Source organism: Pseudomonas sp. 02C 26 (genome assembly GCF_002843585.1).
Lineage (GTDB): Bacteria > Pseudomonadota > Gammaproteobacteria > Pseudomonadales > Pseudomonadaceae > Aquipseudomonas > Aquipseudomonas shirazensis.
The window spans coordinates 4841898-4867551 of sequence record NZ_CP025262.1 but is presented as its reverse complement, the minus strand read 5'-3'; the positions used below and the strand labels follow the sequence as shown (position 1 = coordinate 4867551).

20 protein-coding genes are annotated in these 25654 nt (G+C 63.1%); 14 read left to right on the top strand and 6 right to left on the bottom strand.

Features of this window, described 5'->3' with window-relative positions:
• The first annotated feature begins 373 nt into the window (after positions 1-373).
• The 6 genes from CXQ80_RS22225 (at position 374) to CXQ80_RS22200 (ending at position 10662) form a co-directional block, all read left to right on the top strand.
• On the top strand, positions 374-1480 hold the full coding sequence (locus CXQ80_RS22225; RefSeq protein ID WP_101322493.1) for a GlxA family transcriptional regulator: 1107 nt from the start codon (positions 374-376) through the stop codon (positions 1478-1480).
• Positions 1481-1599: 119 nt separating this feature from the next.
• A complete protein-coding gene (locus CXQ80_RS22220) occupies positions 1600-2100 on the top strand; it encodes a sigma-70 family RNA polymerase sigma factor (RefSeq protein WP_101323127.1) in 501 nt (166 codons plus the stop codon).
• A gap of 100 nt (positions 2101-2200) precedes the next feature.
• Complete coding sequence (locus CXQ80_RS22215; RefSeq protein ID WP_101322492.1) at positions 2201-3178, top strand: FecR domain-containing protein; 978 nt, start codon at positions 2201-2203, stop codon at positions 3176-3178.
• Between the two features lie 166 nt (positions 3179-3344).
• On the top strand, positions 3345-6185 hold the full coding sequence (locus CXQ80_RS22210) for a TonB-dependent receptor (protein ID WP_256585611.1): 2841 nt from the start codon (positions 3345-3347) through the stop codon (positions 6183-6185).
• Between the two features lie 29 nt (positions 6186-6214).
• Complete coding sequence (locus tag CXQ80_RS22205; protein ID WP_101322490.1) at positions 6215-8998, top strand: M16 family metallopeptidase; 2784 nt, start codon at positions 6215-6217, stop codon at positions 8996-8998.
• Positions 8995-10662 (top strand): ABC transporter ATP-binding protein/permease, encoded by a 1668-nt coding sequence (locus CXQ80_RS22200; RefSeq protein ID WP_101322489.1) that lies wholly within the window; start codon positions 8995-8997, stop codon positions 10660-10662. Before CXQ80_RS22205 ends, CXQ80_RS22200 begins: the two co-directional genes overlap by 4 nt.
• Before the next feature lie 6 nt (positions 10663-10668).
• On the opposite strand, the gene CXQ80_RS22195 is transcribed toward CXQ80_RS22200, so the two are convergent.
• The 5 genes from CXQ80_RS22195 to choX all read right to left on the bottom strand — a co-directional run bounded on the left by CXQ80_RS22195 (position 10669) and on the right by choX (position 14561).
• Positions 10669-10926 carry a hypothetical protein gene (locus CXQ80_RS22195; RefSeq protein WP_101322488.1) on the bottom strand — a complete coding sequence of 86 codons (258 nt, stop codon included), beginning with the start codon at positions 10924-10926 and terminating at the stop codon, positions 10669-10671.
• 239 nt (positions 10927-11165) lie between these two features.
• Positions 11166-11657, bottom strand: a complete 492-nt coding sequence (locus tag CXQ80_RS22190; RefSeq protein ID WP_101322487.1) for a thioesterase family protein — start codon at positions 11655-11657, stop codon at positions 11166-11168.
• A gap of 10 nt (positions 11658-11667) precedes the next feature.
• Positions 11668-12633, bottom strand: a complete 966-nt coding sequence (locus CXQ80_RS22185; RefSeq protein WP_101322486.1) for an L-carnitine dehydrogenase — start codon at positions 12631-12633, stop codon at positions 11668-11670.
• An 18-nt stretch (positions 12634-12651) separates the two neighbouring features.
• Entirely contained in the window at positions 12652-13536 is an 885-nt protein-coding gene (locus tag CXQ80_RS22180; RefSeq protein WP_101322485.1) for a 3-keto-5-aminohexanoate cleavage protein, read from the bottom strand.
• Positions 13537-13616: 80 nt separating this feature from the next.
• Positions 13617-14561, bottom strand: coding sequence for a choline ABC transporter substrate-binding protein (gene choX, locus CXQ80_RS22175; protein ID WP_101322484.1), 945 nt, complete (start codon positions 14559-14561; stop codon positions 13617-13619).
• A 145-nt stretch (positions 14562-14706) separates the two neighbouring features.
• Between choX and CXQ80_RS22170 the strand changes: the two genes are divergently transcribed.
• Complete coding sequence (locus CXQ80_RS22170; protein ID WP_101322483.1) at positions 14707-15654, top strand: GlxA family transcriptional regulator; 948 nt, start codon at positions 14707-14709, stop codon at positions 15652-15654.
• 10 nt (positions 15655-15664) lie between these two features.
• On the opposite strand, the gene CXQ80_RS22165 is transcribed toward CXQ80_RS22170, so the two are convergent.
• Positions 15665-16066 carry a lysozyme inhibitor LprI family protein gene (locus CXQ80_RS22165; RefSeq protein WP_371411593.1) on the bottom strand — a complete coding sequence of 134 codons (402 nt, stop codon included), beginning with the start codon at positions 16064-16066 and terminating at the stop codon, positions 15665-15667.
• A gap of 233 nt (positions 16067-16299) precedes the next feature.
• On the opposite strand from CXQ80_RS22165, the gene CXQ80_RS22160 reads away from it, so the two are divergent.
• The 7 genes from CXQ80_RS22160 to CXQ80_RS22130 all read left to right on the top strand — a co-directional run bounded on the left by CXQ80_RS22160 (position 16300) and on the right by CXQ80_RS22130 (position 25601).
• Positions 16300-17277 carry a dipeptidase gene (locus tag CXQ80_RS22160; protein ID WP_086976918.1) on the top strand — a complete coding sequence of 326 codons (978 nt, stop codon included), beginning with the start codon at positions 16300-16302 and terminating at the stop codon, positions 17275-17277.
• Between the two features lie 75 nt (positions 17278-17352).
• Entirely contained in the window at positions 17353-17883 is a 531-nt protein-coding gene (locus CXQ80_RS22155; RefSeq protein WP_101322482.1) for a DUF5943 domain-containing protein, read from the top strand.
• 21 nt (positions 17884-17904) lie between these two features.
• The gene (gene dgcA, locus CXQ80_RS22150; RefSeq protein WP_101322481.1) at positions 17905-19965 is read left to right on the top strand and encodes a dimethylglycine demethylation protein DgcA; all 2061 of its coding nucleotides are present in this window, start codon (positions 17905-17907) and stop codon (positions 19963-19965) included.
• A 202-nt stretch (positions 19966-20167) separates the two neighbouring features.
• Entirely contained in the window at positions 20168-22120 is a 1953-nt protein-coding gene (gene dgcB, locus CXQ80_RS22145; protein ID WP_101322480.1) for a dimethylglycine demethylation protein DgcB, read from the top strand.
• Positions 22120-23352 (top strand): electron transfer flavoprotein subunit alpha/FixB family protein, encoded by a 1233-nt coding sequence (locus CXQ80_RS22140; RefSeq protein WP_101322479.1) that lies wholly within the window; start codon positions 22120-22122, stop codon positions 23350-23352. Before dgcB ends, CXQ80_RS22140 begins: the two co-directional genes overlap by 1 nt.
• A 10-nt stretch (positions 23353-23362) precedes the next feature.
• Entirely contained in the window at positions 23363-24133 is a 771-nt protein-coding gene (locus CXQ80_RS22135; RefSeq protein ID WP_101322478.1) for an electron transfer flavoprotein subunit beta, read from the top strand.
• 715 nt (positions 24134-24848) lie between these two features.
• Positions 24849-25601 (top strand): RHS repeat-associated core domain-containing protein, encoded by a 753-nt coding sequence (locus tag CXQ80_RS22130; protein WP_101322477.1) that lies wholly within the window; start codon positions 24849-24851, stop codon positions 25599-25601.
• Positions 25602-25654: the final 53 nt, after the last annotated feature.

The following is a 25654-nucleotide window of genomic DNA, read 5'->3' as shown; positions in this document are numbered from 1 at the left end:
ACTGCGCCTCTTTTTGGTGCGCCGGTCATCTGTATTTTCAAACAAGTTGTTTAACACGCTGATACTGGAGCGGTGACAAGGTTACATGTCGTTTAGAGACATGTTTCCCAGCACTGCTACTTAAATGCTCACGGGCGATAACGAAAAGCCCTACGGCGGGGCTTGCGGCTAGAACTGTCGCGGTAGCAGAAGCCCATGGACGCTGGTGCGCAAGGTCGTTTTTGGACTTTGTTGGCGGGCCATTCAATTTAGGCATGCCAATTGCGTTGTAATCGGTAGTGCTATTAACAGAGCCCCCGCAGACGAACTGGGGCCATGACAAGAACCAGTGCCCGCCTGAGGCACCCCTGTATTTGAGTGAGGAGAAATCGCGATGACGTCGTACACTTCCGGGACCCAAACCCAGAACCGCAGCGCACCCCAGTCCATCGGATTTCTTCTCCTGGACAACTTCACCCTGATATCTCTGGCGTCGGCGGTAGAGCCGCTGCGCATGGCCAACCAACTGTCGGGTCGCGAGCTGTATCGCTGGCATACCCTGACCGTCGATGGCGGCCAGGTGTGGGCCAGCGATGGCTTGCAGATCACCCCGGATGCCTCCATGCACGCCGCGCCGCAGATCGATACGGTGATTGTCTGCGGCGGTGTCGGCATTCAGCGCACGGTTACCCGCGAGCACGTCACCTGGCTGCAGGCGCAAGCGCGTCAGTCGCGTCGCCTCGGTGCGGTGTGCACCGGCAGCTGGGCCCTGGCCTGTGCCGGCCTGCTCGACGGCTTTGATTGCAGCGTGCACTGGGAGTGCCTGGCATCGATGCAGGAGGCGTTCCCGCGGGCCAACATGAGCACCCGCCTGTTCACCCTCGACCGCAACCGCTTCACCAGCTCCGGTGGCACCGCGCCGCTGGACATGATGCTGCACCTGATCAGCCGTGATCACGGCCGTGAACTGTCGGCAGCCATCTCCGAGATGTTTGTCTACGAGCGCATCCGCAACGAACAGGACCACCAGCGCGTGCCGCTCAAGCACATGCTCGGCACCAACCAGCCGAAGCTGCAAGAGATCGTCGCGCTGATGGAAGCCAACCTCGAAGAACCGATCGATCTCGACGAGCTGGCAGTCTATGTCGCCGTCTCGCGTCGTCAGCTCGAGCGCCTGTTCCAGAAGTACCTGCATTGCTCGCCGTCGCGTTATTACCTCAAGCTGCGCCTGATCCGCGCCCGCCAGTTGCTCAAGCAGACGCCGATGTCGATCATCGAAGTGGCTTCGGTGTGCGGTTTCGTTTCCACGCCGCATTTCTCCAAGTGCTACCGCGAGTACTTTGGCATTCCGCCGCGCGATGAGCGCGTCGGCTCCAACACCACACAGCAGGTGGCAATGATGCCAATTCCGCAGGCCATGACCCTGTCGCCGCACAGTGGGCCGTTGGCTGCACTGAGCCAGGCGCGCAACGAGTCGACGTTTGCCAGCGTAAGGCTGTAACTCTCAGCAGGCCTTCGCGGATTTGCCGCGAAGGCGGGGCCAAGTAGCGTGAACCTGTTGATAATGATTCTCGACTACAGGTAACATCGCCGCCCCGAGCATTGCTGGCATACCACCCCGTGGCGGACGACAAACTGCAGCTGTACCTGAGCCACCGGGCGGCGTTGCTTGATTACGCCGCGCCGATCGTAGGTTGCCGCGCCCGCGCCGAGGATGTTGTGCAGGAGGCCTGGTTGCGTTTCAGCCGCCAGGACGACAGCGCCGACATCCGCCACCCAGCCAGCTACCTGTACCGCATCGTGCGCAACCTGGCGCTCGATCAAACCCGCCGCAATGCCACCGAAAAGGCCCAGCCCGGCGGCGATGAGCTGCTTGCCGATTTACCCTCGAGTAGCGCCTCCCCGGAGCAATCCGTCAGCCAGCAGAATGAGCTGGCAGCCATCAGCCGCGCGCTGGAAGAGCTGCCCGAGCGCACGCGTCTGGCGTTCGAGATGCATCGCCTCGGCGGCTTCACCTTGCAGCAGGTGGCCAATCACCTGAACGTCTCGGTCAGCCTCGTCCATCAACTAGTGCACGATGCCCTGCGCCATTGTCTGGAGCGGCTGGAGGGCGATCTTTGAAAGCATCTGTGAAAAAACCACGCGCTGCCGCGTCTTTTGCTCAACGGGCCGACTCTATGCGACCCTTCGCGCCCGCTAATCCACAGGAGACTGGCCGCACATGACGTCAGCAGACCCCGCTTCCAGCCGTCGTGACCAGGCGCTGGACTGGCTCCTGCGTGTGCAGCAGGCGCCCGACGACATTCAGCTGCGGGCTGAGCTTGCGCAGTGGTGCGCCAGCGATGTGGCCAATGCCGAGGCCTATGGCAAGGCCGAGCGGGTCTGGCGCCTGACCGCTCAACTGACGCCGACCAGCGCCGCCCAGTGGCCGCTGCCGGTAACCAGCAATCCCGTTTCGCTGCCGCCAGCGGCTCGGCCAACGCGGCGTCGGCGGCGCTGGCTCGGCGCGGCTGTAGCTGCCTGCTTGCTGGTGGCGCTGGCTCCTTCGCTCAGCTTGCGCATGCAGGCCGACTACCGCACCGGCCAGGGCGAAACCCGCGACATTACCCTGGCCGATGGCAGTGTGGTGCAGATGGACAGCGACAGCGCCATCGCCGTCCAGTACGCCGGCACTCAACGCGATGTGCGTCTGCTCGCCGGGCAGGCCTTCTTCAAAGTCACCCCGGACGCTACCAGGCCGTTTCATGTCCGCGCCGACGCTGTGCAGGTGACGGTCACCGGCACTGCTTTCAATGTTGAGCTGCGCCCGCAGCAGGTGGACGTCGAGGTCGAGCACGGCTCGGTGCGCGTCGCTGATGCCAGCCAGGCGCGGGTGTTGTCCAGCGCGCTGACGGCGGGGGAGCGCCTGCGCTATATCGACGGGTTGGTCCAGGTCCGCACTTTCCAGCCGTCGCAGGCGGCAGCCTGGCGCAAGGGCCAGTTGATTGCCGATGACGTCTCGATAGCCGAACTGATCGGCGAGCTTGAGCGTTACCTGCCAGGCAAGGTGCTGTTACGCGACCAGAGCCTGGGCAGCAAACGCGTGACCGGTGTGTATGACCTGCGCAAACCCCAGGCGGCGCTGAACGCCGTGTTGCGGCCACATGGTGGCAAGGTCGAAAATTTTGGCCCCTGGTTGCTTGTTGTCAGCCGGCCTTGAGACCTGTTCGGGGCTGAGCGACAGCCCTGAAGCCGCTCCCAGAAAAAATATTTCAAAATTTTCTGAAAAATCCGCGAACCACCCCGTCTTCTACCCCGCGCGCAATAACTGAGATCGATTCGTATTCTATTTGCTACCCGGACTGTGTTCGGGGCGGGGACGTGGGATGACTGTAGTAACAAGCCGTAGGTCGCGCCCAGCGCGGGGTTGGTCGTTGCGCCTGAAGAACGTCGCAGGCAGCGGCATGCTTGGGTTGTGCTGCTTGTTTGGCGCGCTGCCAGCGCATGCCGAAGAGGCCGCCGAGCGCACGCTGTTGAGCCAGGTGCACATGTTCGACATCCCCGCGCAGAACCTCGCTATCGCGCTGATCAACTTCGGCCAGCAGAGCAACCTGCAGGTGACGGTCGACCCAGACCTGCTCGACGGCCTGCAATCGAGTGCCATCAGCGGCCAGTTCAGCAGCGAAATCGCCCTGTCGCGCTTGCTCCAGGGCAGCGGCCTGGCCTGGGACTACGAGTACGGCGCGCTGGTCTTTCGTCGCCTGCAAAGCGCCGCCGACGGCGCGCTGGAGCTGCATAACACGGTGGTTTTGGGCGATACCGAAGAAAACAGCTACATGGGCGCCACGGTCATCGACCGCAAGGCGATCAATGCATTCCCCGGGGCCAACGGCGACATCACTACGCTGCTGCAGATGCACCCCAACGTGCAGTTCAGCACCGACCAGAAAAGCTCGAACACGCCCGGCGAAATCGACCCGGCCGACATCAGCATCAACGGCGCCAGGTTCTATCAGAACAACTTCATGATCGATGGCATCTCGATCAACAATGACCTCGACCCCGGTGCTCACGGTTACAACGAAACCCGCCAGTTCGACTCGGCGCCGAGCCGCTCCCACGGCATCGCGCTGGACGCTGACCTGCTTGAAGAAGTGAAGGTCTACGACAGCAACGTGCCGGTCGAGTTTGGCGGCTTCAATGGCGGTGTGGTCGATGCCATCACCCGCCGCCCGAGCCAGGATCTGCACGGCAAGATTTCCTACGCCATGACCCGTTCGGAGTGGACCAGCTACCACATCACCCGGGAAAACAAAGAGAACTTCGAGACCTCGTCGAACGAGAAAAACCAGCCGGAGTTCACCAAGACGACATTGCGCGGCACCCTCGAGGGCCACCTCACCGACAACTTCGGCGCGTTGCTGAACTTCTCGCAGAAGCGCTCGTACCTGCCCCTGCGCGGCTACGCCAACGGCTACAGCAGCCCCACCAGCGACAACGACCAGGAGCAGACCCGCCAGCTCGACAACTTCCTGCTCAAGACCTACTGGACGGTCAACGACCGCCTGACCCTGGACACCTCGATCGTCTACGCGCCACAGGAAAACACCTACTACCGGGAAGACTACCGGGACTCCGGCTACACCAATATCAATGGCGGCTGGCAGGGCTCGTTCAAGGCCATCTATGAGGGCGACAACGCGCGCTGGACTCAGCAACTGGCCATGAGCGATCTGTATGCGTCGCGCGAGTCTGATCGCGATCAGGAGATCAAGTGGTACTGGTCCGATAGCAAGGACTGGGGTAACCCGGGCCTGAACAATGCGCGCAGCTCGGAGGGTGGTTTTGGTGATATCTACCAGACCCAGCGCAGCCTCGACTACAAGCTCAAGGCCGACTGGCAGACCTTCAACCTGGGCAGCAGTACCCACAGCCTGACCACAGGCCTTGAACTTGGCTACCAGCAAGCCACTTGGGAGCGGGAAGACTCGGCGTTGTCTATCACCACCCTCAAACGCGACAACGGTGCCTGCGGCGGCAGCGACCCATGGTGCTCCAACGGGTTGCTGCTTACTGGTCAGAATCGCCAATGGGGCTCGGCGATGATGAACTACGGTGCCGGCAAAATCGACATGGCGCAGAAGAAGTACGCTTTGTTCATTCAGGATGAAATCGGCTACGGCAACCTCACCCTGCGCCCGGGCCTGCGCTATGAGGGTGATGACTACATGGAGAAGAAAAGCCTGGCGCCGCGCTTTGCCGGCGACTACGACTTCTTCGGTGATCGCAGCACAGTGCTGGTGTTCGGCGCCAACCGTTACTACGGTCGCAACCTGTTCAAGTACCGACTTGCCGATGGGCGCCAGGGTTTTACCAATCGTTATACCCGCACTGCCCAGTCTGACGACTGGACCCTGGCCAGCCGCAACCCGAACCTGAGCAAGTTCTCGACGATGGACATCCCCTACGACGATGAGTGGATGCTGGGTCTAAATCAACGCTGGTTCAACACCGAGTTCCAGCTCAAGTACGTCAACCGTACCGGCAAGGGGCAGATCTACCGGACTCGTCCGTATTACTACCTCGACGCCAAGGACATCCCCGAAGGCTACAGCAAGGATTACTACACCTACCTGAATGCGGGCACCAGCGAGAGTGAAAACCTCAGCCTGACGGTCACGCCGATGCAGCCGCTGCGTTTCCATGGCACCAGCACCAGTGTGCAATTGGCACTGGACTGGTCGCGTTCCAAAAATGCTTATGGCGCCACCTACGAAGCAGGCCTGGACGGTGACCAGCTGGACAACGAAGACGTGGTGCTCGACGGCAAGCGCATCGCTTACCACGAACTACCGGCCAGCGACTTCAATCGGCCGTGGACCGGGCGCCTGACCACCATCACCGACATCCCTCAGTGGAACCTGTCGGTAAGCAACTTCTTCCGCTACCGCGGCCCGTACGACCAGGTGGTCGGGGTCAGCCCGGATGCCGAGGTCAACGGTGAGGTGCTCAAGCGTTACGAAACCGTAGCCACCCCCGGCGCGCCAACCTGGGACATGCGTGTGGCCTGGGAGATCCCGACCGGCAAGGACCAGGCGATGTTCGTCAATGTCGACGTGACCAACGTCACTGACCGGGTCAACAAGATCGCCAGCCGCGAGTCGGTCAGCCTGGTCAGCTACGAAGTCGGCCGCCAGTACTGGCTGGAAGTCGGCTACCGCTTCTGATCCTCCTATAAAAAACCGTGGACACCTTGATGAAAAAGCTCATTGCCGGCCTGCTTGGCCCGCTGCTGCTCGGCGCCTGCGCAGCGCTGCCTGACGCCGATACACCGCTGCCGTGGGACACGGCAGTCAGCCAGGGCACCCTGGCCAACGGCCTGCAATACCGGCTGGTGCGCGAGACCAGCCAGCCCGGCCGGCTCGATTTGCGCCTGGCGGTGAACGCCGGCTCCATCGACGAAACTGAAGACCAGGTTGGCGTCGCGCACATGGTCGAGCACTTGCTGTTCCACAGCCGCGCCGGGCAGAACAGCAACGTGCGCGAGCGCATGACCGAGCTGGGCTGGGTGCAGGGCAGGCACTTCAATGCCATGACCAACTATGAACGCACCCAGTACATGCTCAGCCCGCCGGCTGGCGTGAAGCAGACGCCGCAGGCCTTGCAGGTACTTGCAGACATGGTTTTTGCGGCTGACTACACGGCGGCGGACCTTGAGCGCGAGCGGCCGATCGTCATCGAAGAATGGCGCGGCGGCCTTGGCGTGGCCCAGCGCATGAACCAGCAACGCACGGCGTCGCAGCGGGTCGGCTCGCGCTACCCCAAACACCGCACCATCGGCAATGAAGCGGCGATCCGCAGTGCCAGCCTGGGCAGCCTGCAGGCGTACCAGGCGAAGTGGTACCAGCCTGGCAACATGGTCATCTCGGCGGTCGGTGACTTTGAACCGGCGGCGATGTTGGCGCAGATCGAGCAGGCCTTCGGCAAGGCCGCTGGCACTGGCAGCCCGGCGCGGGCCTATCGCGACCTGCCGCTGGACAACAGCCTCAAGGTCTTCCACCTGCACGACCCGCAGTCGGGCAGCAATCAAGTCTCGCTGCTGCTGCGCCTGCATGAGCCGGACAGCCGCGGCAGCAGCCGCAATGCCTTGCGTGAGCGGCTGATCGACCGCATGACCCTGGCCGTCCTGCTCGACAGCCTGCGCCGCCAACCGCTGCAACCGGGCGTGCGTAGCCTGATTGCGCAGAAGACCCTGATTGGCAGCCAGTCGACCGTGCTGGGGATCGCCGCCGGTGTCGAGGGCCAGGCTCACGATCAGGCGCTACGCCAGTTGCTCAGCGAGATCGAGCGGCTGCGCCAGCATGGGTTCAGCGAGGCCGATTTCCAACGCGAGCAGGCGCATATTCGCGGCCTCGGTGAGAAGACGGTGGCCAATAGCAAACCGCGCAGCTTCGAACAGTGGGTCGAGCAACTGAGCAACGCTACTGCCCCTGAAGGGCGGGTGACCGATCGTCAGGCCACCGCCGGGCGTTATCTTGAAGTGCTTGAGCAGATCGATCGCAGCGACCTTGAGCAGCGCCTGCAGCGCTGGCTCGCCAGCCGTGACCGGGTGCTGCAGATCAGCGCGCCAGAGGCCAGCCTGGTGCGCCTGCCAACGGTCGCGCAAGTCGAAGCGCTGCAGGTAAGCATTGCCCAGACACGCCTGTCGGCACCCGTCAGCGAAGCGCCCCAGGTCGCTGCAACGCCTCGCTTCGAGCTGCCTGCACCCGGCCCGGCCGGCACCATCGTTGCGCGCAAGGCTTTCGCTCAAGAGCAGGTCGAGCACTGGCAGTTGAGCAACGGTGATCGGCTGGTCTGGCTGCGCCGCAACGGCCCGGACGGCAAGTGGTTGCTGCAAGCGGAATCATCGGCGGGCTACAACATCGACGGTGCGCCGGCCTGGCGCTTGCAGATGGCGGCGCAACTGGCGCTGGCCAGTGCCCCGCCGGCAGGCGCAAGCCAGGCGTTGACCGAGTGGCGCAAACAGCAGCGCGCCACCATCAGCCTGGAGCACTCACCGCAGCGCCTGCAGATGAACCTCAGCGCAGCGCCCGAGCAGCTGCCAAGCCTGTTTCAGAGCTATCGCCTGAGCCAACAGGCGAACATCGACCCGGCGCTGTTCAGCGAGGCACGCGCTGACCTGCTGGCACGCAGCAACAGCCGCCCGGATGATGTGCGCAGCCAGCAGGACAGCCAGCAGCGCCGGCTCAAGTTCGGCGCCGATGCCTGGCAGTCGCCAATGCCTGCCACGCTGCAAGCGTTGACCAGCGAGCAACTGCGTGCTGACTGGCAGCGCTTGGCGGGTGCGCCAGTCACCTATTACCTGATGGCCGCCATTGACCGTGCCCAACTGGAGCCGCTGGTGCGCGAGCAGCTTGCCAGCGTGCCGCGCACGTCCGCCTTGCCGAGCAAGCCGGTTAAGCAGCAACCCGGCCAGCGTCGGCATGACTTGGCCATCGCGCTGGAGCCCAGGGCCGTGCTCGAGGCCAGCAGTTATCAGCCGCAGGCCTGGAGCCCTGAAGCGGCCATGCGCGTGGCCACCCTGCGCGATCTGGCCAACCAGCGCCTCAAGCAGCGCCTGCGCGGGGAAGCCTCGGGGATCTACCGCTTGCAGTTCGACAGCGAACTCAACCCACAGACCCAGCGCATCGAGAGCCGCTTGAACTTCACCTGCGACCCGGCCCGGGTCGATGAGCTGTGGGCGCTGGCGCAGCAGACCCTGGCCGAACTGGATGTGGATGCACAGTGGGTCGCCGTGCAACGAAGCGAACTGTCCCGCCAGGAAGCCAAGCGCCGCGACGATCCGCAGACTCAGTTCAAGCGCTTGATCCTCAGCGAACGACACTGGCAAGACCCACGCTACCTGCGCACCCAGGCGCAGTTGCCGGCAGCGCTAAGCTTGCCGGCCCTGCAGCAGCAGGCGCGGCTGTTGTTCCCGCAGGATAATCAGGTGCAATTGCGCTTGCTGCCGTCGGTGACTGCGCTGGAGCAGGCGCTGTGAATACGCTGCGCAGATTCGTCCGTCTGAGCCGGCCCTTTTGGCATGATCGCGGCCAGTGGCAGGGCTGGTTGATGCTGGCGGCAGTGATCGGCCTGGGCTTGCTGGTGGTGCAGATCAACGTGCTGATCAACAGCTGGAGCAAGACTTTCTACGACACCCTGGCGGCGTTCGATACCGCTGCCTTGTATGGGCTGGTGGGCCAGTACGCGCTGTACCTGGGCGCTTACGTACTGATCATCGTCGGCCTCGATTACATCCGCAAACGTCTTGAACTGCGCTGGCGCCAGGCCATGACTGCGCGCCTGACCGATGCCTGGCTGGCTGATCACGCTTTCTATCGGCTGGGCCTGAGCGGCGAGCCGGACAACCCTGACCAGCGTATCGCCCAGGACGTCGACCTGATGGTGGGGCTGAGCATCGAATTGGTGGCGTCACTGGTGATCAACCTGGCCCAGGTTGGCGCCTTTGCGCTGATCCTGTGGAACCTGTCCGGGGTGCAGACCTTCAGCCTGTTCGGCGCGACCTTCAGCGTACACGGCTATTTACTGTGGATTGTGGTCATCTACACCCTGACCGGCAGCGTCCTCACGCACCTGATCGGCAAGCCGCTGCACGCACTGAACTACGAACGCGAGCACCGTGAGGCGGACTTTCGCGCGAGCCTGCTGCGCAAGCGCGACCATGCCGAGCAGATCGCCCTGTACCGCGGCGAAGGGGTCGAGCGCGAGCAACTGGCCCGGCGTTTTCAGGCGATTGCGAGCAACTGGCGGCATTTGATCGGCCGTGAGCGCGACCTGAGCTTGTTTACCGTCGCCTACCAGCGCTTGAGCCTGATCATTCCGGTGTTCGCGGCCATGCCGGCGTTCATGAGCAAAGCCATCACCCTGGGTGGCTTGATGCAGATCCGCAGCGCGTTCAGCGCCGTGCACGATTCGTTGAGCTGGTTCATCAAGCTGTACAACAAGCTGGTGCGCTGGAGCGCGGCGCTGGAGCGGCTGGATCAGTTCGAGCGGGCCATCGAAGCCAGCCGGCAGCAGGTAGTCAGCGCGCCGCAGGGCAGTTGCCTGTGCGCGCAAGGGCTGACCCTGTGTCGGCCAGATGGCAGTGCGCTGCTGAGTAATCTCGATCTGCGGGTGGGCCAGGGCCAGTGGCTGCGCCTGGCCGGCCGCAGCGGACTGGGCAAGTCGACCCTGCTGCGCACCCTGCAAGGCTTGTGGCCGTACTGCCGGGGTAATTGGCAGTTGCCGCCTGGGCGCAGCCTGCTGCTGCCGCAAAAGCCGTATCTGCCGCAGATGCGCCTGGATGAACTGCTGGCGTATCCGCAGTTGCAGCGCTTCGACGATGTGCTGTTGATCGACGCACTGGTCAAGGTCGGTTTGAGCGAACTGGTCAGCCGCCTGGGTGACGAAGCAGAGTGGGAGCGGGTGCTCAGTGGCGGTGAACAACAGCGCCTGAGCCTGGCGCGGGCGTTGCTGTACCAACCCGACACGCTGTACCTGGACGAAGCCACCAGCCAGCTCGACTTCAACGCCGCCTATGGCCTGTTGCGCGTGCTCCGTCGCGAGTTGCCGCAGTGTACCGTGGTAGGGGTGACCCACCAGGTCGGCCTCGGCGAATTGTTCGAGCGCACGCTGGAGCTGGAGCCCCAGCCCCAGCCCGCATGAGCCGAATCAGGCGCGCTTGTTGAACTGCGCCAACGCCGGCAGCAGCTGTTTTTCGATGGCCTGGCGCACTGCCGGGAGGATCGTCGCGCTGCCGGTGTACATCTGCTCGACCATGCCCTTGAGTGCACGTGCGTTGGGTTCGGTCAGCCCGCGCACGACCACTTCGCAGGCTTGCTCGGCGCTGGCGCCGGCGGGAATATCAAAGCCGCGAGCGCGCATTTGCCCCAGCAGGTCGTCCTGATCAATCAAATCCGCATGCATCATGGTTGTTGTCCCTTCTTATCGCCAAGAGAGTGCTGCTGTGATTTACGACCGATTCTGTGACGACCGCGACATGCCCGCAACAACAGAATGCCGACGTGGCTGCTTTGGCTATGAACAGGTCGCTCATGGCTAACTCGATCAACCAATGGGCCCGCACACTGGGGTCATTCACCGCAACGTGGGGTTTGGTCACCCTGACTCGTCACAGTGAATATCGCTCACTCTCCCGCCCCGACAGCTCACGGCTTGTCGGGGTTTTTTTTGCCCGGTAGCTGCAAGGTACGACCGATCCATGTGTCTGCTGGCAATGGCGCTTGAGCCGCAACCATGGCCTGCAGTTGCGACCGACTGTAGTCGCTGAACGGCGCCGCACTCGGCCCGGCCAGGTCCACGTGCAACAGCATCTGCTCGCTGGCCGCCAGTGCTTGTTCGAGGTCTGCCCGGTGCAGGCTGTGGTAAAGGTGCAGGCGTTTGCTGTCAAAGCCGAGGATGTGGGTTTGCACCCACACCTCGCTGCCCAGTTTGACCTCGTGCAGGTAGTTGATATGCGCCTCGAGGGTAAACAGCGAATGGCCGCTGTGCCCACGCGCGTCGGCGTCCAGGCCGATCTGCTCCATCAGCGCATCGGTGGCGTAGCTGAAGATCAACAGGTAATAGGCATCGCGCAGGTGGCCGTTGTAGTCGACCCAGTCCGCCTGGACTGGGGTGCGGTAGGTAATCTGTGCAGGCATCGTCTGCTCCTCAGTCGGCAAAGCTCATGCCGTGCTGGGCTTTGCTGGTTTTCACCGCTTCCAGCACGGCCAGCAGGGTGTCGTCACGGTAGCGTTCAAGGGCCGCGATACTGCGCTCGCCGAGTTGCTCCGAGGTGCCGGCAACCACGTCTTCGATCAACTGTTCGCTGAGCTCCGGCGCGGGTAGGTAGGTCCAGGGCAGCTTCAGCGCCGGGCCGAACTGGGCCATGAAGTGGCGCATGCCAGCGTCGCCACCCGCCAGGGTGTAGGTGAGGAAGGTGCCCATGAACGACCAGCGCAGGCCGGCGCCAAAGCGGATCGCATCGTCAATCTCGCCGGTGGTGGCGACGCCGTCGTTGACCAGGTGCAAGGCCTCGCGCCAGAGCGCTTCAAGCAAGCGGTCGGCGATAAAACCGGGGACTTCCTTGCGCACGTGCAGCGGGCGCATGCCGAGCGCGGTGTAGATGACCTTGGCGGCTTCGATGGCCTCGGCAGCGGTATTGCGGCCGCCAACGATTTCGACCAGCGGCAGCAGATAGACCGGGTTGAACGGGTGGCCGACCACGCAGCGTTCCGGGTGGCTGGCCGACTCGTAGAATTCACTCGGCAGCAGCCCTGAGGTGCTCGAGGCGATGATTGCAGCGGGCTTGGCGGCAGCGCTGATGCGCGCATGCAGATCGAGCTTGAGCTCCAGTCGCTCGGGTGCGCTTTCCTGGATGAAGTCGGCGTTGCGCACGCAGTCTTCGATGCTGTCGACAAAGCGCAGCCGCTGTTGCGCGGCACCTGCGGCAAGGCCTTGCTTCTCAAGCGCGGGCCAGGCATTGGCGACCCGTTGGCGCAGGGCTTGTTCGGCGCCGGGAGCTGGGTCCCAGGCGATTACATCAAGGCCGTGGGCGAGGGCGCGGGCGACCCAGCCGCTGCCGATGACACCACTGCCAAGCGCGGCAAAAATCTTGATATCGGTAATGAAAGGCATGTTCGACTCCTGAGGGAATTACCGGCGCTTGAGGTTCATTTTTGCCCGACCTTCAGCCGGCGTGAGCACGCGTGCACCAAGCCGGCTGAGGATCTCCACTGCACGCTCGACCAGTTGGCCGTTGCTGGCCAGCACGCCTTTGTCCAGGTACAGGTTGTCTTCCAGACCGACCCGCACGTTGCCGCCGAGCAGCACCGCTTGCGCGGCCATCGGCATCTGCATGCGGCCAATGCCGAAGCCAGCCCAGGTCGCACCCTGCGGCAGGTTGTCGACCATTGCCTTCATGGTGCCGGTGTCGGCTGGCGCGCCCCAGGGGATGCCCAGGCACAACTGGAACAGCGGATCATCGAGCAGGCCTTCCTTGATCATCTGCTTGGCGAACCACAGGTGGCCGGTGTCGAAGATTTCCAGCTCGGCCTTGACCCCCAGCTCGGTGATCCGTTTGGCGCCCGCGCGCAGTTGCGCCGGGGTCGACACGTAGATGGCGTTGCCATCGCCGAAGTTGAGCGTGCCGCAGTCCAGCGTGCAGATTTCCGGCAGCAGCGCCTCGATGTGTGCCAGCCGCTCCAGCGGGCCGATCAGGTCGGTGCCGGGGCCGAAGTCCATCGGCGACTCGCCCGGGCCGATTTCCAGGTCGCCACCCATGCCGGCGGTGAGGTTGACGATGATGTCGACGTCGGCCTCGCGGATGCGCTGCATGACTTCGCGGTACAGCTCGACATCGCGGCTGAAACGGCCGGTCTGCGGGTCGCGGACATGGCAGTGGACGACCGTGGCGCCGGCCTTGGCGGCCTCGACCGCGGCGGCGGCGATCTGCGCCGGGGTGATCGGCACCAGGTGGCTCTTGGCGACCGTGTCGCCAGCGCCGGTGAGGGCGCAGGTAATGATGACGTCGTGGTTCATGCTAGGGGTTCCTGGTCAAAATACGGGTGCAGGGCTCCCGCACCGACCGGTTGAACCGGTCAGTGGGCGGAAAAGCCGAATCAGTTGGCGCTGAGCTTGAGGTTGTCGGCAGCCGGCTTGCCGTCGAAGGTGGTCACCCCCTCAAGCCAGCGGGATTTGTCTTCGGGGTGCTCCTGCAGCCATTTGCGGGCTGATTCCAGCGCGTCCTTGTGATCGAGCAGCGGCTGCATCATGCGGCTCTCGGTCTCGGCGCTGAAGGTCAGGTTGGCCAGCAGCCGGCTGGCGTTGGGGCAGCGCTCGGCATAGTCAGGCGCGGTCACCGTCCACACTGTGGCGCGGCCTTCGTCCGGGCCGAGGGCGTCTTCACTGGCGCCCAGGTAGACCATGTTGATGTTGACGTTCATCGGGTGTGGGGTCCAACCGAAGAACACCACCGCTTCCTTGCGCCGTACCGCGCGGTCAACCGCCGCGAGCATGCCGGCCTCGCTGGACTCGACCAGCTGGAACTTGCCCAGGCCGAACTGGTTCTTGGCGATCATTGCCTTGATCTGGGTATTGGCACCTGAGCCGGGCTCTATGCCGTAGATCTTGCCGCCCAGCTGCTTCTCGAACTTGTGGATGTCGGCAAAGCTTTGCAGGCCCTGATCGGCCAGGTACTTGGGCACCGCCAGGGTAGCGCGGGCATCGTTCAGGCTCGGCTCAGCGAGCACCTTGACCTGCTTGGCCTCGACGAACGGGGTGATGGTCTGGTTCATGATCGGGTTCCAGTAACCGAGGAACATGTCCAGGCGCTTGTCGCGGATGCCGGCAAAGATGATCTGTTGCGAGGCACTGGTCTGTTTGGTCTGGTAACCCAGGCCATCGAGCAATACCTGAGCCATCGCGCTGGTGGCGATGACGTCGGTCCAGTTGACCACGCCGAGGCGGACCTTCTGGCACACCGCAGGTTCGCCAGCAAATGCTGGCAGGGCAAAGCTGGTACTCAACACAAGGGGTAACAGGCTGCGGCGGATCAAGCTGTGCATGGTGGCTCTCCATCGGCAGTGCATGTTGTTATGGTGGGCGACCTCTGCGGGCCGTGTGACTAAGCTACCCGGCAAGCCCAGGCAAAAGTCGCACGCTGGCGACCAACATTTGCACCCTGGCGACTACCTTGTGCGGGAGCCCTCGATGGCCGTTACCATTCACTTTCTGCTGTTGCCGGGTTTTTCCGCGATGGGCTTCATCAGTGCCCTGGAGCCGTTGCGGGTGGCCAACCGCTTTCGCGGGACGTTATATCGCTGGCGTGTGCTCAGCCTGGACGGCGGCGCGGTGCAGGCGAGCAATGGCATGTCGGTCAATGCCGATGCTGCATTGGCGGGGGAGGCGGCGCCGCAGATGCTTTTGGTGGTGGCCGGCTTTGACCCGCTGGCGCACTACAGCCTGGGTTTGCAGCAGGCACTGCGCCGGCTCGAGCATGAAGGAGTGATCCTCGGCGGGATCGATACCGGCGCGATGCTGCTGGCTGAAGCCGGCTTGCTCGAAGGCTACCGGGCGACTTTGCACTGGGAAGCGCTGGAGGCGTTCAAGGAGCGCTACCCACGCTTGCAGGCCACGCAGGAGTTGTTCGAGATCGACCGGCGGCGGATCACCTGTGCCGGTGGTACGGCCTCGATCGACCTGATGCTCGATCTGATCGCCCAGGCCCATGGCAGCGAGTTGGCGGTACAGGTCTCGGAGCAGTTCGTGCTCGGCCGCATCCGCCCACGCCAGGATCACCAGCGCATGCAGATTGCCGCGCGCTACGGGCTGAGCAACAAGAAGCTGGTCAAGGTGATCGGCGAGATGGAGCGCAATACCGAGGAGCCGTTGCATACCCAGGTGCTGGCCGACCTGATCCAGGTCACCCGGCGCCAGTTGGAGCGGTTGTTCCGGCTGCACCTGAACGACACGCCGAGCGGCTTCTATCTGCGCCTGCGGCTGGACAAGGCGCGCCAGTTGCTACGCCAGACCGACATGAGCGTACTGCAGGTCAGCATCGCCTGCGGCTTTGACTCGGCGTCATACTTTACCCGCTGTTACCGGGCGCGCTTCCAGCGCTGCCCGCGGGCCGACCGCCACACCAGTGCGGCGTCATGAAGGCTGCGGATTATTGCTGGCCGATCGACTGCAGGTATTCGGAGCGATCATCGCTGCGCTGCGCCACGCAGGTGTTCCAGGCGGCTTCGAAGGCCTTGCTGCCGGGTTTTTCAGCGGCGGTCTCGACCTTGCAGTCGGCATCGCGCAGTTGCGTCCACAGGGTCTGCGCAGCGCGGAAACGCTCGGACAGGCTCTGCACCTTGTCGCCCTCATCCGGATACTGGTCGCGAATCCGCTGGATCAGGTCATCGAACGCCGCTTGCAGCTCACGCTCGGCGGTCTGCTTGTTGTAGGCGGCGCAGGCGTAGCCCTGGGCATCGCTGTCGACGTTGTCGCATGGGGTGGACTCATCGTCGGCGGCGAACGCGAACGGCGCGCTCAACAATAAAGTCAGGCCTATCAATGAATTGATCCGCAGCATGTTCACTTCCCATGAAAAAGTCGGGCAATTCTCGCTCAGCGCTGCCCCCTTGAACAGGCTTGAGCGACATTTGTCATGAAGCCAACTGTCGCGATGAGGGCTTTGACGCTTTCGGTATGGCCCTTGTCGTTTTTGCATCCGGCTCGTCGTTCGCGCAGGCATATGCTGGCCCTAAACGCCGACACCTGATTCGGCGCAACCCATATCAAAAAGGGGACAGCCTGATGAGCCCAGCCGAATTACACGCCGACAGCATCGTCATCGATGGCCTGATCATCGCCAAGTGGAACCGCGAGCTGTTCGAGGACATGCGTAAAGGCGGCCTGACCGCAGCCAACTGCACAGTGTCGGTGTGGGAAGGGTTCAAGGCCACCGTCGACCAGATCGCCGCCAGCCAGAAGCTGATCCGCGACAACAGCGACCTGGTGATGCCGGTACGCACCACCGCCGACATCCGCAAGGCCAAGGAGCTGGGCAAGACCGGCATCCTCTTCGGCTTCCAGAACGCCCACGCCTTCGAGGACCAGATCGCCTACGTCGATGTGTTCAAGCAGCTCGGCGTCGGCATCGTGCAGATGTGCTACAACACCCAGAACCTGGTCGGCACCGGTTGCTACGAGCGTGATGGCGGCCTGTCTGGTTTCGGTCGCGAAATCGTCGCCGAGATGAACCGCGTCGGGATCATGTGCGACCTGTCCCACGTTGGCTCGAAAACCTCCGAAGAAGTCATCCTCGAATCGAAGAAGCCGGTGTGCTACTCGCACTGCCTGCCGTCGGGCCTGAAAGAACACCCGCGCAACAAGTCCGATGCTGAACTCAAGTTCATCGCCGACCACGGCGGCTTCGTTGGCGTGACCATGTTTGCGCCGTTCCTGGCCAAGGGCATCGATTCGACCATCGACGATTACGCCGAGGCGATCGAATACACCATGAACATCGTCGGTGAAGATTCCATCGGCATCGGCACCGACTTTACCCAGGGTCACGGCCAGGAGTTCTTCGAATACCTGACCCACGACAAGGGCTACGCCCGCCGTCTGACCAACTTCGGCAAGATCATCAACCCGCTTGGCATCCGCACTGTAGGCGAGTTCCCCAACCTCACCGAAACCCTGCTCAAGCGCGGCCACAGCGAACGCGTGGTGCGCAAGATCATGGGCGAGAACTGGGTCAACGTGCTCAAGGATGTGTGGGGCGAGTAAGCCGCACTCCAAACCGTTCTGCCCAGGCCAAAACAGTCTGGGCCATCTCTCAAAAATTTCTGGAGTTAAGTTTCCATGGCCAAGATCGCCCCGCAATTGCCAATCGAAGTCGACAGCGAGACCGGTGTCTGGACTTCCGACGCGCTGCCGATGCTGTATGTGCCACGCCATTTCTTCGTCAACAACCACATGGGTATCGAAGAAGTACTGGGCGCCGACGCCTACGCCGAGATCCTCTACAAGGCCGGCTACAAGTCGGCCTGGCACTGGTGTGAAAAAGAAGCCGAATGCCATGGCCTGGAAGGCGTGGCGGTGTTCGAACACTACATGAAGCGCCTGTCCCAGCGCGGCTGGGGCCTGTTTGAAATCGAAGCCATCGACCTCGACAAGGGCACCTGCAGCGTCAGGCTCAAGCACTCGGCGTTCGTCTATGTGTACGGCAAGGTTGGCCGCAAGGTCGACTACATGTTCACCGGCTGGTTTGCCGGCGCCATGGACCAGATTCTCGCCGCCCGTGGCAGCTCGCTGCGCACCGTGGCAGAGCAGGTCTACGGCGGGTCGGAAGAGGGCCACGAAGATGGCCTGTTCGTTACAAAGCCGTTGTAAGCCTGAGCCGGAGATAGCGTCATGGCCTTCGAAGCAATGTTCCAGCCGATCCAGATCGGCAAACTGACCATCCGTAACCGCGTGCTGAGTACTGCTCACGCCGAGGTGTATGCCACCGACGGCGGCATGACCACCGACCGTTACGTCAAATACTACGAAGAGAAGGCCAAGGGCGGTATCGGCCTGGCCATCTGTGGTGGCTCGTCGGTGGTTGCCATCGACAGCCCGCAGGAATGGTGGGCTTCGGTCAACCTGTCGACCGACCGGATCATCCCGCACTTCCAGAACCTTGCCGACGCCATGCACAAGCACGGCGCCAAGATCATGATTCAGATTACCCACATGGGCCGTCGCTCACGCTGGGACGGTTTCAACTGGCCAACCCTGATGTCGCCGTCGGGCGTGCGTGAGCCAGTGCACCGTGCGACCTGCAAGACCATCGAGCCGGAAGAGATCTGGCGGGTGATCGGCAACTATGCGCAAGCTGCGCGCCGGGCCAAGGAAGGTGGCCTGGATGGCGTCGAACTGTCGGCGGTGCACCAGCACATGATCGACCAGTTCTGGAGCCCGCGGGTCAACAAGCGTACCGACGAATGGGGCGGCAGCTTCGAAGGCCGGATGAAGTTCGGCATGGAAGTGCTCAAAGCCGTGCGCGCCGAGGTTGGTGACGATTTCTGCGTGGGCATGCGCATCTGTGGTGACGAGTTCCACCCCGATGGCCTCAGCCACGAAGACATGAAGCAGATCGCCGCGTACTACGATGCGACCGGCATGCTCGATTTCTTCGGTGTGATCGGTTCGGGCTGCGACACCCACAACACCCTGGCCAACGTTATCCCCAACATGAGCTTCCCGCCGGAGCCGTTCCTGCACCTGGCAGCCGGCATCAAGGAAGTGGTCAAGGTCCCGGTACTGCACGCGCAGAACATCAAGGACCCGAACCAGGCGCAGCGCATCCTCGAGGGCGGCTATGTCGACATGGTCGGCATGACTCGGGCGCACATGGCTGACCCGCACCTGATCGCCAAGATCAAGATGGGCCAGATCGACCAGATCAAACAATGCGTCGGTGCCAACTACTGCATCGACCGCCAGTATCAAGGGCTGGATGTGCTGTGCATCCAGAACGCCGCGACCTCCCGTGAATACATGGGCGTGCCGCACATCATCGAGAAGACTACCGGCGTCAAACGCAAGGTGGTGGTGGTCGGTGCCGGCCCTGCCGGCATGGAAGCGGCGCGGGTTGCCGCCGAGCGTGGCCACGACGTCACCGTGTTCGAGAAGAAAGAGCAGATGGGCGGGCAGATCACCATTGCTGCCAAGGCTCCGCAACGCGACCAGATTGCCGGTATCACCCGCTGGTACCAGCTCGAATTCGCCCGTTTGAAGATCGACCTGCGCCTGGGCACTGCGGCTGATATCGCGACCATCCAGGACCTGCGCCCGGACGTGATCGTGCTGGCGGTCGGCGGCCATCCGTTCGTCGAGCAGAACGAGCATTGGGGCGCTGCCGAAGGCCTGGTGGTCAGCAGTTGGGACGTGCTCGATGGCAAGGTTGCGCCGGGCAAGAATGTGCTGGTGTACGACACCATCTGCGAATTCACCGGTATGTCGACCGCGGACTTCATTGCTGACAAGGGCAGCCAGGTCGAGATCGTCACCGATGACATCAAGCCAGGCGTGGCCATGGGCGGCACCACCTTCCCGACCTACTACCGCAGCATGTACCCGAAAGAAGTGATCATGACCGGCGACCTGATGCTGGAAAAGGTCTATCGCGAAGGCGACAAGCTGATCGCGGTGCTGGAAAACGAATACACCGGCGCCAAGGAAGAGCGGGTGGTTGACCAGGTGGTGATCGAGAACGGTGTACGTCCTGACGAAGAGCTGTACTACGGGCTCAAAGAGGGTTCGCGCAACAAGGGCCAGATCGATGTGGAGGCGCTGTTTGCCATCAAGCCACAGCCGATCCTCAGCCAGCCGGGCGAAGGCTACTTGCTCTATCGCATTGGTGACTGCGTGGCCCAGCGCAACGTGCACGCGGCGATCTACGACGCCTTGCGCCTGTGCAAGGACTTCTGATCGATCGCACATGAACTGGCCCTCCTGTAGGAGCGGCCTTGTGTCGCGAAAGGGTCGCGAAGCGGCCCCGGCGATCTTGTGACGCTACATAGATCCTGGGGCTGCGTTGCAGCCCTTTCGCGACGCAAGGCCGCTCCTACAGGGGTCCGCGCCGCGCTTGCTTGAGCGCGGCGCACGATTTCAGCTGTTGTGGGAGCCTCCCATGTTAAACACCCTTTTACCCATTCTGCTGTTCGCGGCCCTTGGCCTGGCAGTGCTCGGCGCGTTGCGCCGGGTGCGCATGTGGCGCCGTGGCCGGCCGTCCAAGGTCAACCTGCTCGGCGGCCTGCTGGCCATGCCGCGGCGCTACCTGGTGGATCTGCACCATGTGGTCGAGCGCGACAAGTACATGTCCAACACCCACGTCGCCACTGCAGGCGGCTTTGTGTTGTCGGCAGCGTTGGCGATTCTGGTGCATGGCTTTGGCCTGCAGAACAAGATCCTTGGCTACGCCCTGCTGGTCGCCACCGTGATCATGTTCACCGGCGCACTGTTCGTCTTCAAGCGGCGCCTCAATCCGCCTGCGCGGCTGTCCAAAGGGCCGTGGATGCGCCTGCCGAAAAGCCTGTTGGTATTCGCGGCGAGCTTCTTCATTGCGACGCTGCCGGTGGCCGGCATCCTGCCCGCCAATACTGGCGGCTGGGTGATGGTCGCGGTGCTGGGCCTTGGTGTGTTGTGGGGCGTGTCCGAGCTGTTCTTCGGCATGACCTGGGGCGGGCCGATGAAGCACGCCTTCGCCGGTGCCCTGCACCTGGCCTGGCACCGCCGCGCCGAACGCTTTGGCGGTGGCCGCTCGACCGGGCTCAAGCCAATTGATCTGGAAGACCCGAACGCGCTGCTCGGTGTAGAAAAGCCTGCCGATTTCACCTGGAACCAGCTGCTTGGTTTTGACGCCTGCGTGCAGTGCGGCAAGTGTGAGGCGATGTGCCCGGCGTTCGCCGCCGGTCAGCCACTGAACCCGAAGAAGCTGATCCAGGACATGGTCATCGGCCTGGCCGGTGGCACCGACGCCAAGTTCGCCGGCAGCCCGTATCCGGGCAAGCCGCTGGGCGAGCATGGCGGCCATCCGCATCAGCCGATCGTCAATGGCCTGGTCGATGCCGACACGCTGTGGTCCTGCACCACCTGCCGTGCCTGCGTCGAGGAATGCCCGATGATGATCGAGCACGTCGATGCCATCGTCGACATGCGCCGTCACCTGACTTTGGAACGCGGCGCCACGCCGAACAAGGGCGCCGAGGTGCTCGACAACCTGATCGCCACCGACAACCCGGGCGGCTTCAACCCGGGTGGGCGAATGAACTGGGCCGCCGACCTCAACCTGCAGCTGCTCAGCGAGGTGAAAACCACCGAGGTGCTGTTCTGGGTCGGTGATGGCGCCTTCGACATGCGCAACCAGCGCACCCTGCGTGCCTTCGTCAAAGTGCTGAAGGCGGCAGGCGTGGACTTTGCCGTGCTCGGCCTGGAAGAACGCGACAGCGGCGACGTTGCCCGTCGCCTGGGCGATGAAGCTACCTTCCAGCAACTGGCCAAACGCAATATCCAGACCCTGGCGCAGTACCGCTTCAAGCGCATCGTCACCTGCGACCCGCACAGCTTCCATGTGCTGAAGAATGAATACGGCGCGCTCGGTGGTGACTATCAGGTGCTGCACCACAGCACTTATATCGCCGAGCTGATCGCCGCCAACAAGCTCAACCTCGGCCAGCACAAAGGTTCCAGCGTGACCTATCACGACCCGTGCTACCTGGGCCGCTACAACGGCGAGTACGAGGCGCCGCGCGAAGTGCTCAAGGCGCTGGGCATCGAAGTGCGCGAGATGCAGCGCTCGGGCTTCCGTTCACGCTGCTGCGGCGGCGGTGGCGGTGCGCCGATCACCGACATCCCGGGCAAGCAACGGATCCCCGATATGCGCATGGACGACATCCGCGAAACCGAGGCCGAAGTGGTCGCCGTGGGTTGCCCACAGTGCACCGCGATGCTTGAAGGCGTGGTCGAACCACGGCCACTGATCAAGGACCTCGCCGAGTTGGTCGCCGATGTGCTGATCGAAGCCGATGCTCCAGCTACTGCGAAAGCTGCAGCAGCCAAACGTGAACCTGCGGAGGTGCATTGATGAGCGACATCATCCGCCGCGACCCACGCGCCGAGTGGATCGCCCGTAACCGTCTGCATCCGTTGCACGCAGCGATGCAGACCCAGCAAACCAGCTGGATGGGGCCCAATGGCATCATCCGCAAGAACCCCCACGCAATTGCCGCAGGCTTCATTGCGGCCAGCGGCCTCAAACGTCTGGACCGCAGCGGTGCCCAGCAAGGCACCGCTACCGGGGGCCGGCGTACGGCTGCAGCTGAAGTGCAGTTGCCGCTACATCAGGTGGCAGATCCTGCGTTCTACATCGCCGTGGTCCCGGACATGGTCGGCGGCCGCCTTGGCCCTCACGACCGCGACTTGCTCGGCCTGGCCCACAGCCTCGCCGGCAAGGATGGCGCGGTGCTGGCGATTGTTTTTGGCGAGCACAAGGAAGGCAATTTCGGCGCCGCCGGTGTCGATCGCCTGCTGGTGATCGAAGGCGAGGCATTCCAGGGTTATGCACCGGAGCAACTGGTGCAGGGCCTGCGCGCTGTGGATAACCAGTTTGCCCCGCAGCACTGGCTGCTGCCCGACAGCCGCACCGGTGGCGGTGAGCTTGGCCGGCGCTTTGCTGCATCACTGGGTGAACGCCCGGCGACGCGGGTCTGGCAGATCAAGGATGGCCAGTGCATCGGCCGTGCTGGCGCGGGCCAACAAGACCTGCAACGGGGCATGGCACGGCTGATTCTGGCCGCTGCCGAGTGCGCCGAGCCGGTCAGTGAAACCCGCCATGAGGCGCTGCCGGTCGAGTTGTCCACAAGCGTTGCGCGTAGCTTGTCGCGCATCGAGGACCTTGGCTCGGTGGCGGTCGACCCGGCCGCCATTGCCATGGCCGAGTCGGAATTCATCGTCTCTGGCGGTAACGGCGTCAAGGACTGGGCGCTATTCCACCGTGCCACCGCTGCATTGGGCGCCACCGAAGGTGCCTCGCGGGTGGCAGTCGACGACGGCTTCATGCCGCGTACGCGCCAGGTGGGTGCCACCGGTACCTGGGTCACGGCGCGGGTCTACGTGGCTGTGGGTATCTCCGGGGCGATCCAGCACCTGCAGGGCATTGGTGCCTGTGACAAGGTGGTGGCGGTGAACATGGACCCTGGCTGCGACATGATCAAACGGGCCGACCTGTCAGTGATTGGCGACAGCGCGGCGATTCTTCAGGCTCTGATCGAAGCTGTGGATAACTACCGCAGCGGCGGCCAGCGCGACGCGGCATAAGGGTTCCAACATGAGTACAAAGGTCATTAGCCTGGTTTCCATTGGTGCTCATCCCGGCTCTGGCCGTAGTCGCCGGGCCGAGCAGGATGCCCGTGCGGTCGAGCTGGGATTGCAGCTGGCTGGGGATAACTTGCAGGTGGTGCACGCCGGCGATCCGCGCGAGGAGGCCTTGCGCGCCTACCTGGGGATGGGCCTGGATCACCTGGATGTGCTGGAGCAGCCGGCGGGCGCCGATGTGCTCGGGGTGCTCGGGGATTACTTGCGCGACGCAGGCGCGCAGTTGGTGCTGACCGGCAGCCAGGCCGAGACAGGCGAAGGCTCGGGCATGCTGCCGTTTCTGTTGGCGGAGAGGCTCGGTTGGCCGCTGATCGTCGGCCTGGCCGAGGTGGAGTCCATTGAAAACGGCACCGCCCAGGTGCTGCAGGCCCTGCCACGCGGCCAGCGGCGGCGCTTGAAGGTGCGCCTGCCGTTGCTCGCGACTGTGGATAACGCCGCGCCGAAGCCGCGCCAGAGCGCGTTCGGCCCGGCCCGGCGCGGGGTGTTGGCGGCGCGTGATGTCGAGGTGGTGGACGATGCCCTGCTGGCCGACGCCGAGCTGCAACCGGCACGCCCGCGGCCCAAGCGGCTCAAGGTGATCAAGGCCAAGAGCGGCGCCGACCGGATGAAGGCCGCCACGGCCAAGGCCAGTGGCGGCGGCGGCAAGGTGCTCAAGGATGTTTCGCCACAGGAGGGCGCCGAGGCGATTCTCAAGTTGCTGGTGGAGGAGGGGGTGTTGCGTTAGCAGGGCCGGTTCGAGATTGTCTGAACGACCGAGGGGCTGCGTTGCAGCCCTTTCCGACCGGTCCGGCGCCCCGGCAAGGCCGCTCCTACAGGCGCAGGGCGCCCCACTCCCCGCTTACACACAATCTCTGTTCGCCACTCTGTGGATAAAGTGTTTGCGCATCGCTACAGCCCAGTATTTTCAAGGTCTCCAGAGTTCTGTACAAAAAAAAATCAATTCAAGCCATGGATTTTCATGGCTTTTTTGTTTCGCGAAGGCGGCAATACGACGAGGTTGCCCACAATCGCTGTTAGTGGGCCTGTGGATAATCTGTTGGGCATCGGCTGCAGAGCCCGCCTGGTAAGGGCTGCACTGGATTGATCAGAAACTGAGCGAAACCCCGATAAATCCGGTCAAACCATCACTATCAGCGGCCTAGCGAGGTTATCCACAAGCCATTTTCCACCCACTCGTGTTTTGCACACAAACTCTGTTGGTCTCTCTGTGGACAAGGTGTTGGGTATCTCCTGCAGGCCAATGAATACAGGGCTTGTAGAGTTTTGATTAATAAATGACCAGTTACGTCACTGCCGAGCGCCAAGCGATGTCCACAACGGTAGGCAATCAGCCTGTGGGTAAGATCGTGACGGTTCGCTCCGCTAGTACTTTTGCCAGTTAACCTCATCCGCCTGCAGGGTTAGCGTCACGGGACACCCTTACACCGAGAGCTACCAACATGTCTTCACTCCATCTGTTAGCCCCAGACAGGGCTCAGACGCCCATGGCAGGCTCGGGTTTTCGTCCGCGGGCCTACACACCCTACGGTTATGTACATCAGCCCAGCGGCCCGATTCTGGGATTCAGCGGCCAGCCACGCGATTGCGTCACCGGCTGCTACCACCTGGGCAATGGCCATCGAAGCTACAACCCGGTCTTGATGCGCTTTCATTCAGCGGATCGCCTCAGCCCCTTCGGCAAAGGCGGGATCAATGCCTATGCCTACTGCGGTAATGATCCGGTCAACTGGGCAGACCCCAGTGGTCAGATTCCTGCCTGGCTCGGACCGCTCAGAAGCTTGGCATCAGGGGTGATCAATCTGCTCGTCACCGCGACCGGGGTTTATCGCAATTACACTACTGAACGTGATTTTGATATCACGGGACCTCATGCAGGAAGCGGAGCGGGAGCGCTGACATACAACAACGCTGAAACACCCTTGAGCCCGTGGAGCACGCGCGACAAGGCGCTGGCCGCGTTTGGCGGGGTGAGTGCGGGTATGAGTATCGGTACCGCCAGTGCGCGTTTGATGGGCGCCCAGGGCGATGCACTTGCTTGGGTGGATATGGCGTTTGGATTTGTTGCCACGGCGATTTCCGTGGGCGAACTGTACAGCATGGCAACTGCGCCTATACCGCAGCGCTACCCGGTACAGGGCAATCGGTGGGATCCCACGCGCAGTGTGAGCGTGATCAGGGACACCCCGGTGTGAACCCGGCTCCGGCCACGGCAAAGCGATGCCGTGGCCTGAGCCCACCCGTCGCC

Bases quoted from the DNA above. Each gene is read 5' to 3' on its own strand.
- CXQ80_RS22225 (WP_101322493.1), top strand. From the start codon at position 374: ATGACGTCGTACACTTCCGGGACCCAAACCCAGAACCGCAGCGCACCC.
- CXQ80_RS22215 (WP_101322492.1), top strand. From the start codon at position 2,201: ATGACGTCAGCAGACCCCGCTTCCAGCCGTCGTGACCAGGCGCTGGAC.
- CXQ80_RS22210 (WP_256585611.1), top strand. From the start codon at position 3,345: ATGACTGTAGTAACAAGCCGTAGGTCGCGCCCAGCGCGGGGTTGGTCG.
- CXQ80_RS22205 (WP_101322490.1), top strand. From the start codon at position 6,215: ATGAAAAAGCTCATTGCCGGCCTGCTTGGCCCGCTGCTGCTCGGCGCC.
- CXQ80_RS22195 (WP_101322488.1), bottom strand. From the start codon at position 10,926: ATGATGCATGCGGATTTGATTGATCAGGACGACCTGCTGGGGCAAATG.
- CXQ80_RS22190 (WP_101322487.1), bottom strand. From the start codon at position 11,657: ATGCCTGCACAGATTACCTACCGCACCCCAGTCCAGGCGGACTGGGTC.
- CXQ80_RS22185 (WP_101322486.1), bottom strand. From the start codon at position 12,633: ATGCCTTTCATTACCGATATCAAGATTTTTGCCGCGCTTGGCAGTGGT.
- CXQ80_RS22180 (WP_101322485.1), bottom strand. From the start codon at position 13,536: ATGAACCACGACGTCATCATTACCTGCGCCCTCACCGGCGCTGGCGAC.
- choX (WP_101322484.1), bottom strand. From the start codon at position 14,561: ATGCACAGCTTGATCCGCCGCAGCCTGTTACCCCTTGTGTTGAGTACC.
- CXQ80_RS22170 (WP_101322483.1), top strand. From the start codon at position 14,707: ATGGCCGTTACCATTCACTTTCTGCTGTTGCCGGGTTTTTCCGCGATG.
- CXQ80_RS22160 (WP_086976918.1), top strand. From the start codon at position 16,300: ATGAGCCCAGCCGAATTACACGCCGACAGCATCGTCATCGATGGCCTG.
- CXQ80_RS22155 (WP_101322482.1), top strand. From the start codon at position 17,353: ATGGCCAAGATCGCCCCGCAATTGCCAATCGAAGTCGACAGCGAGACC.
- dgcA (WP_101322481.1), top strand. From the start codon at position 17,905: ATGGCCTTCGAAGCAATGTTCCAGCCGATCCAGATCGGCAAACTGACC.
- dgcB (WP_101322480.1), top strand. From the start codon at position 20,168: ATGTTAAACACCCTTTTACCCATTCTGCTGTTCGCGGCCCTTGGCCTG.
- CXQ80_RS22140 (WP_101322479.1), top strand. From the start codon at position 22,120: ATGAGCGACATCATCCGCCGCGACCCACGCGCCGAGTGGATCGCCCGT.
- CXQ80_RS22135 (WP_101322478.1), top strand. From the start codon at position 23,363: ATGAGTACAAAGGTCATTAGCCTGGTTTCCATTGGTGCTCATCCCGGC.
- CXQ80_RS22130 (WP_101322477.1), top strand. From the start codon at position 24,849: ATGTCTTCACTCCATCTGTTAGCCCCAGACAGGGCTCAGACGCCCATG.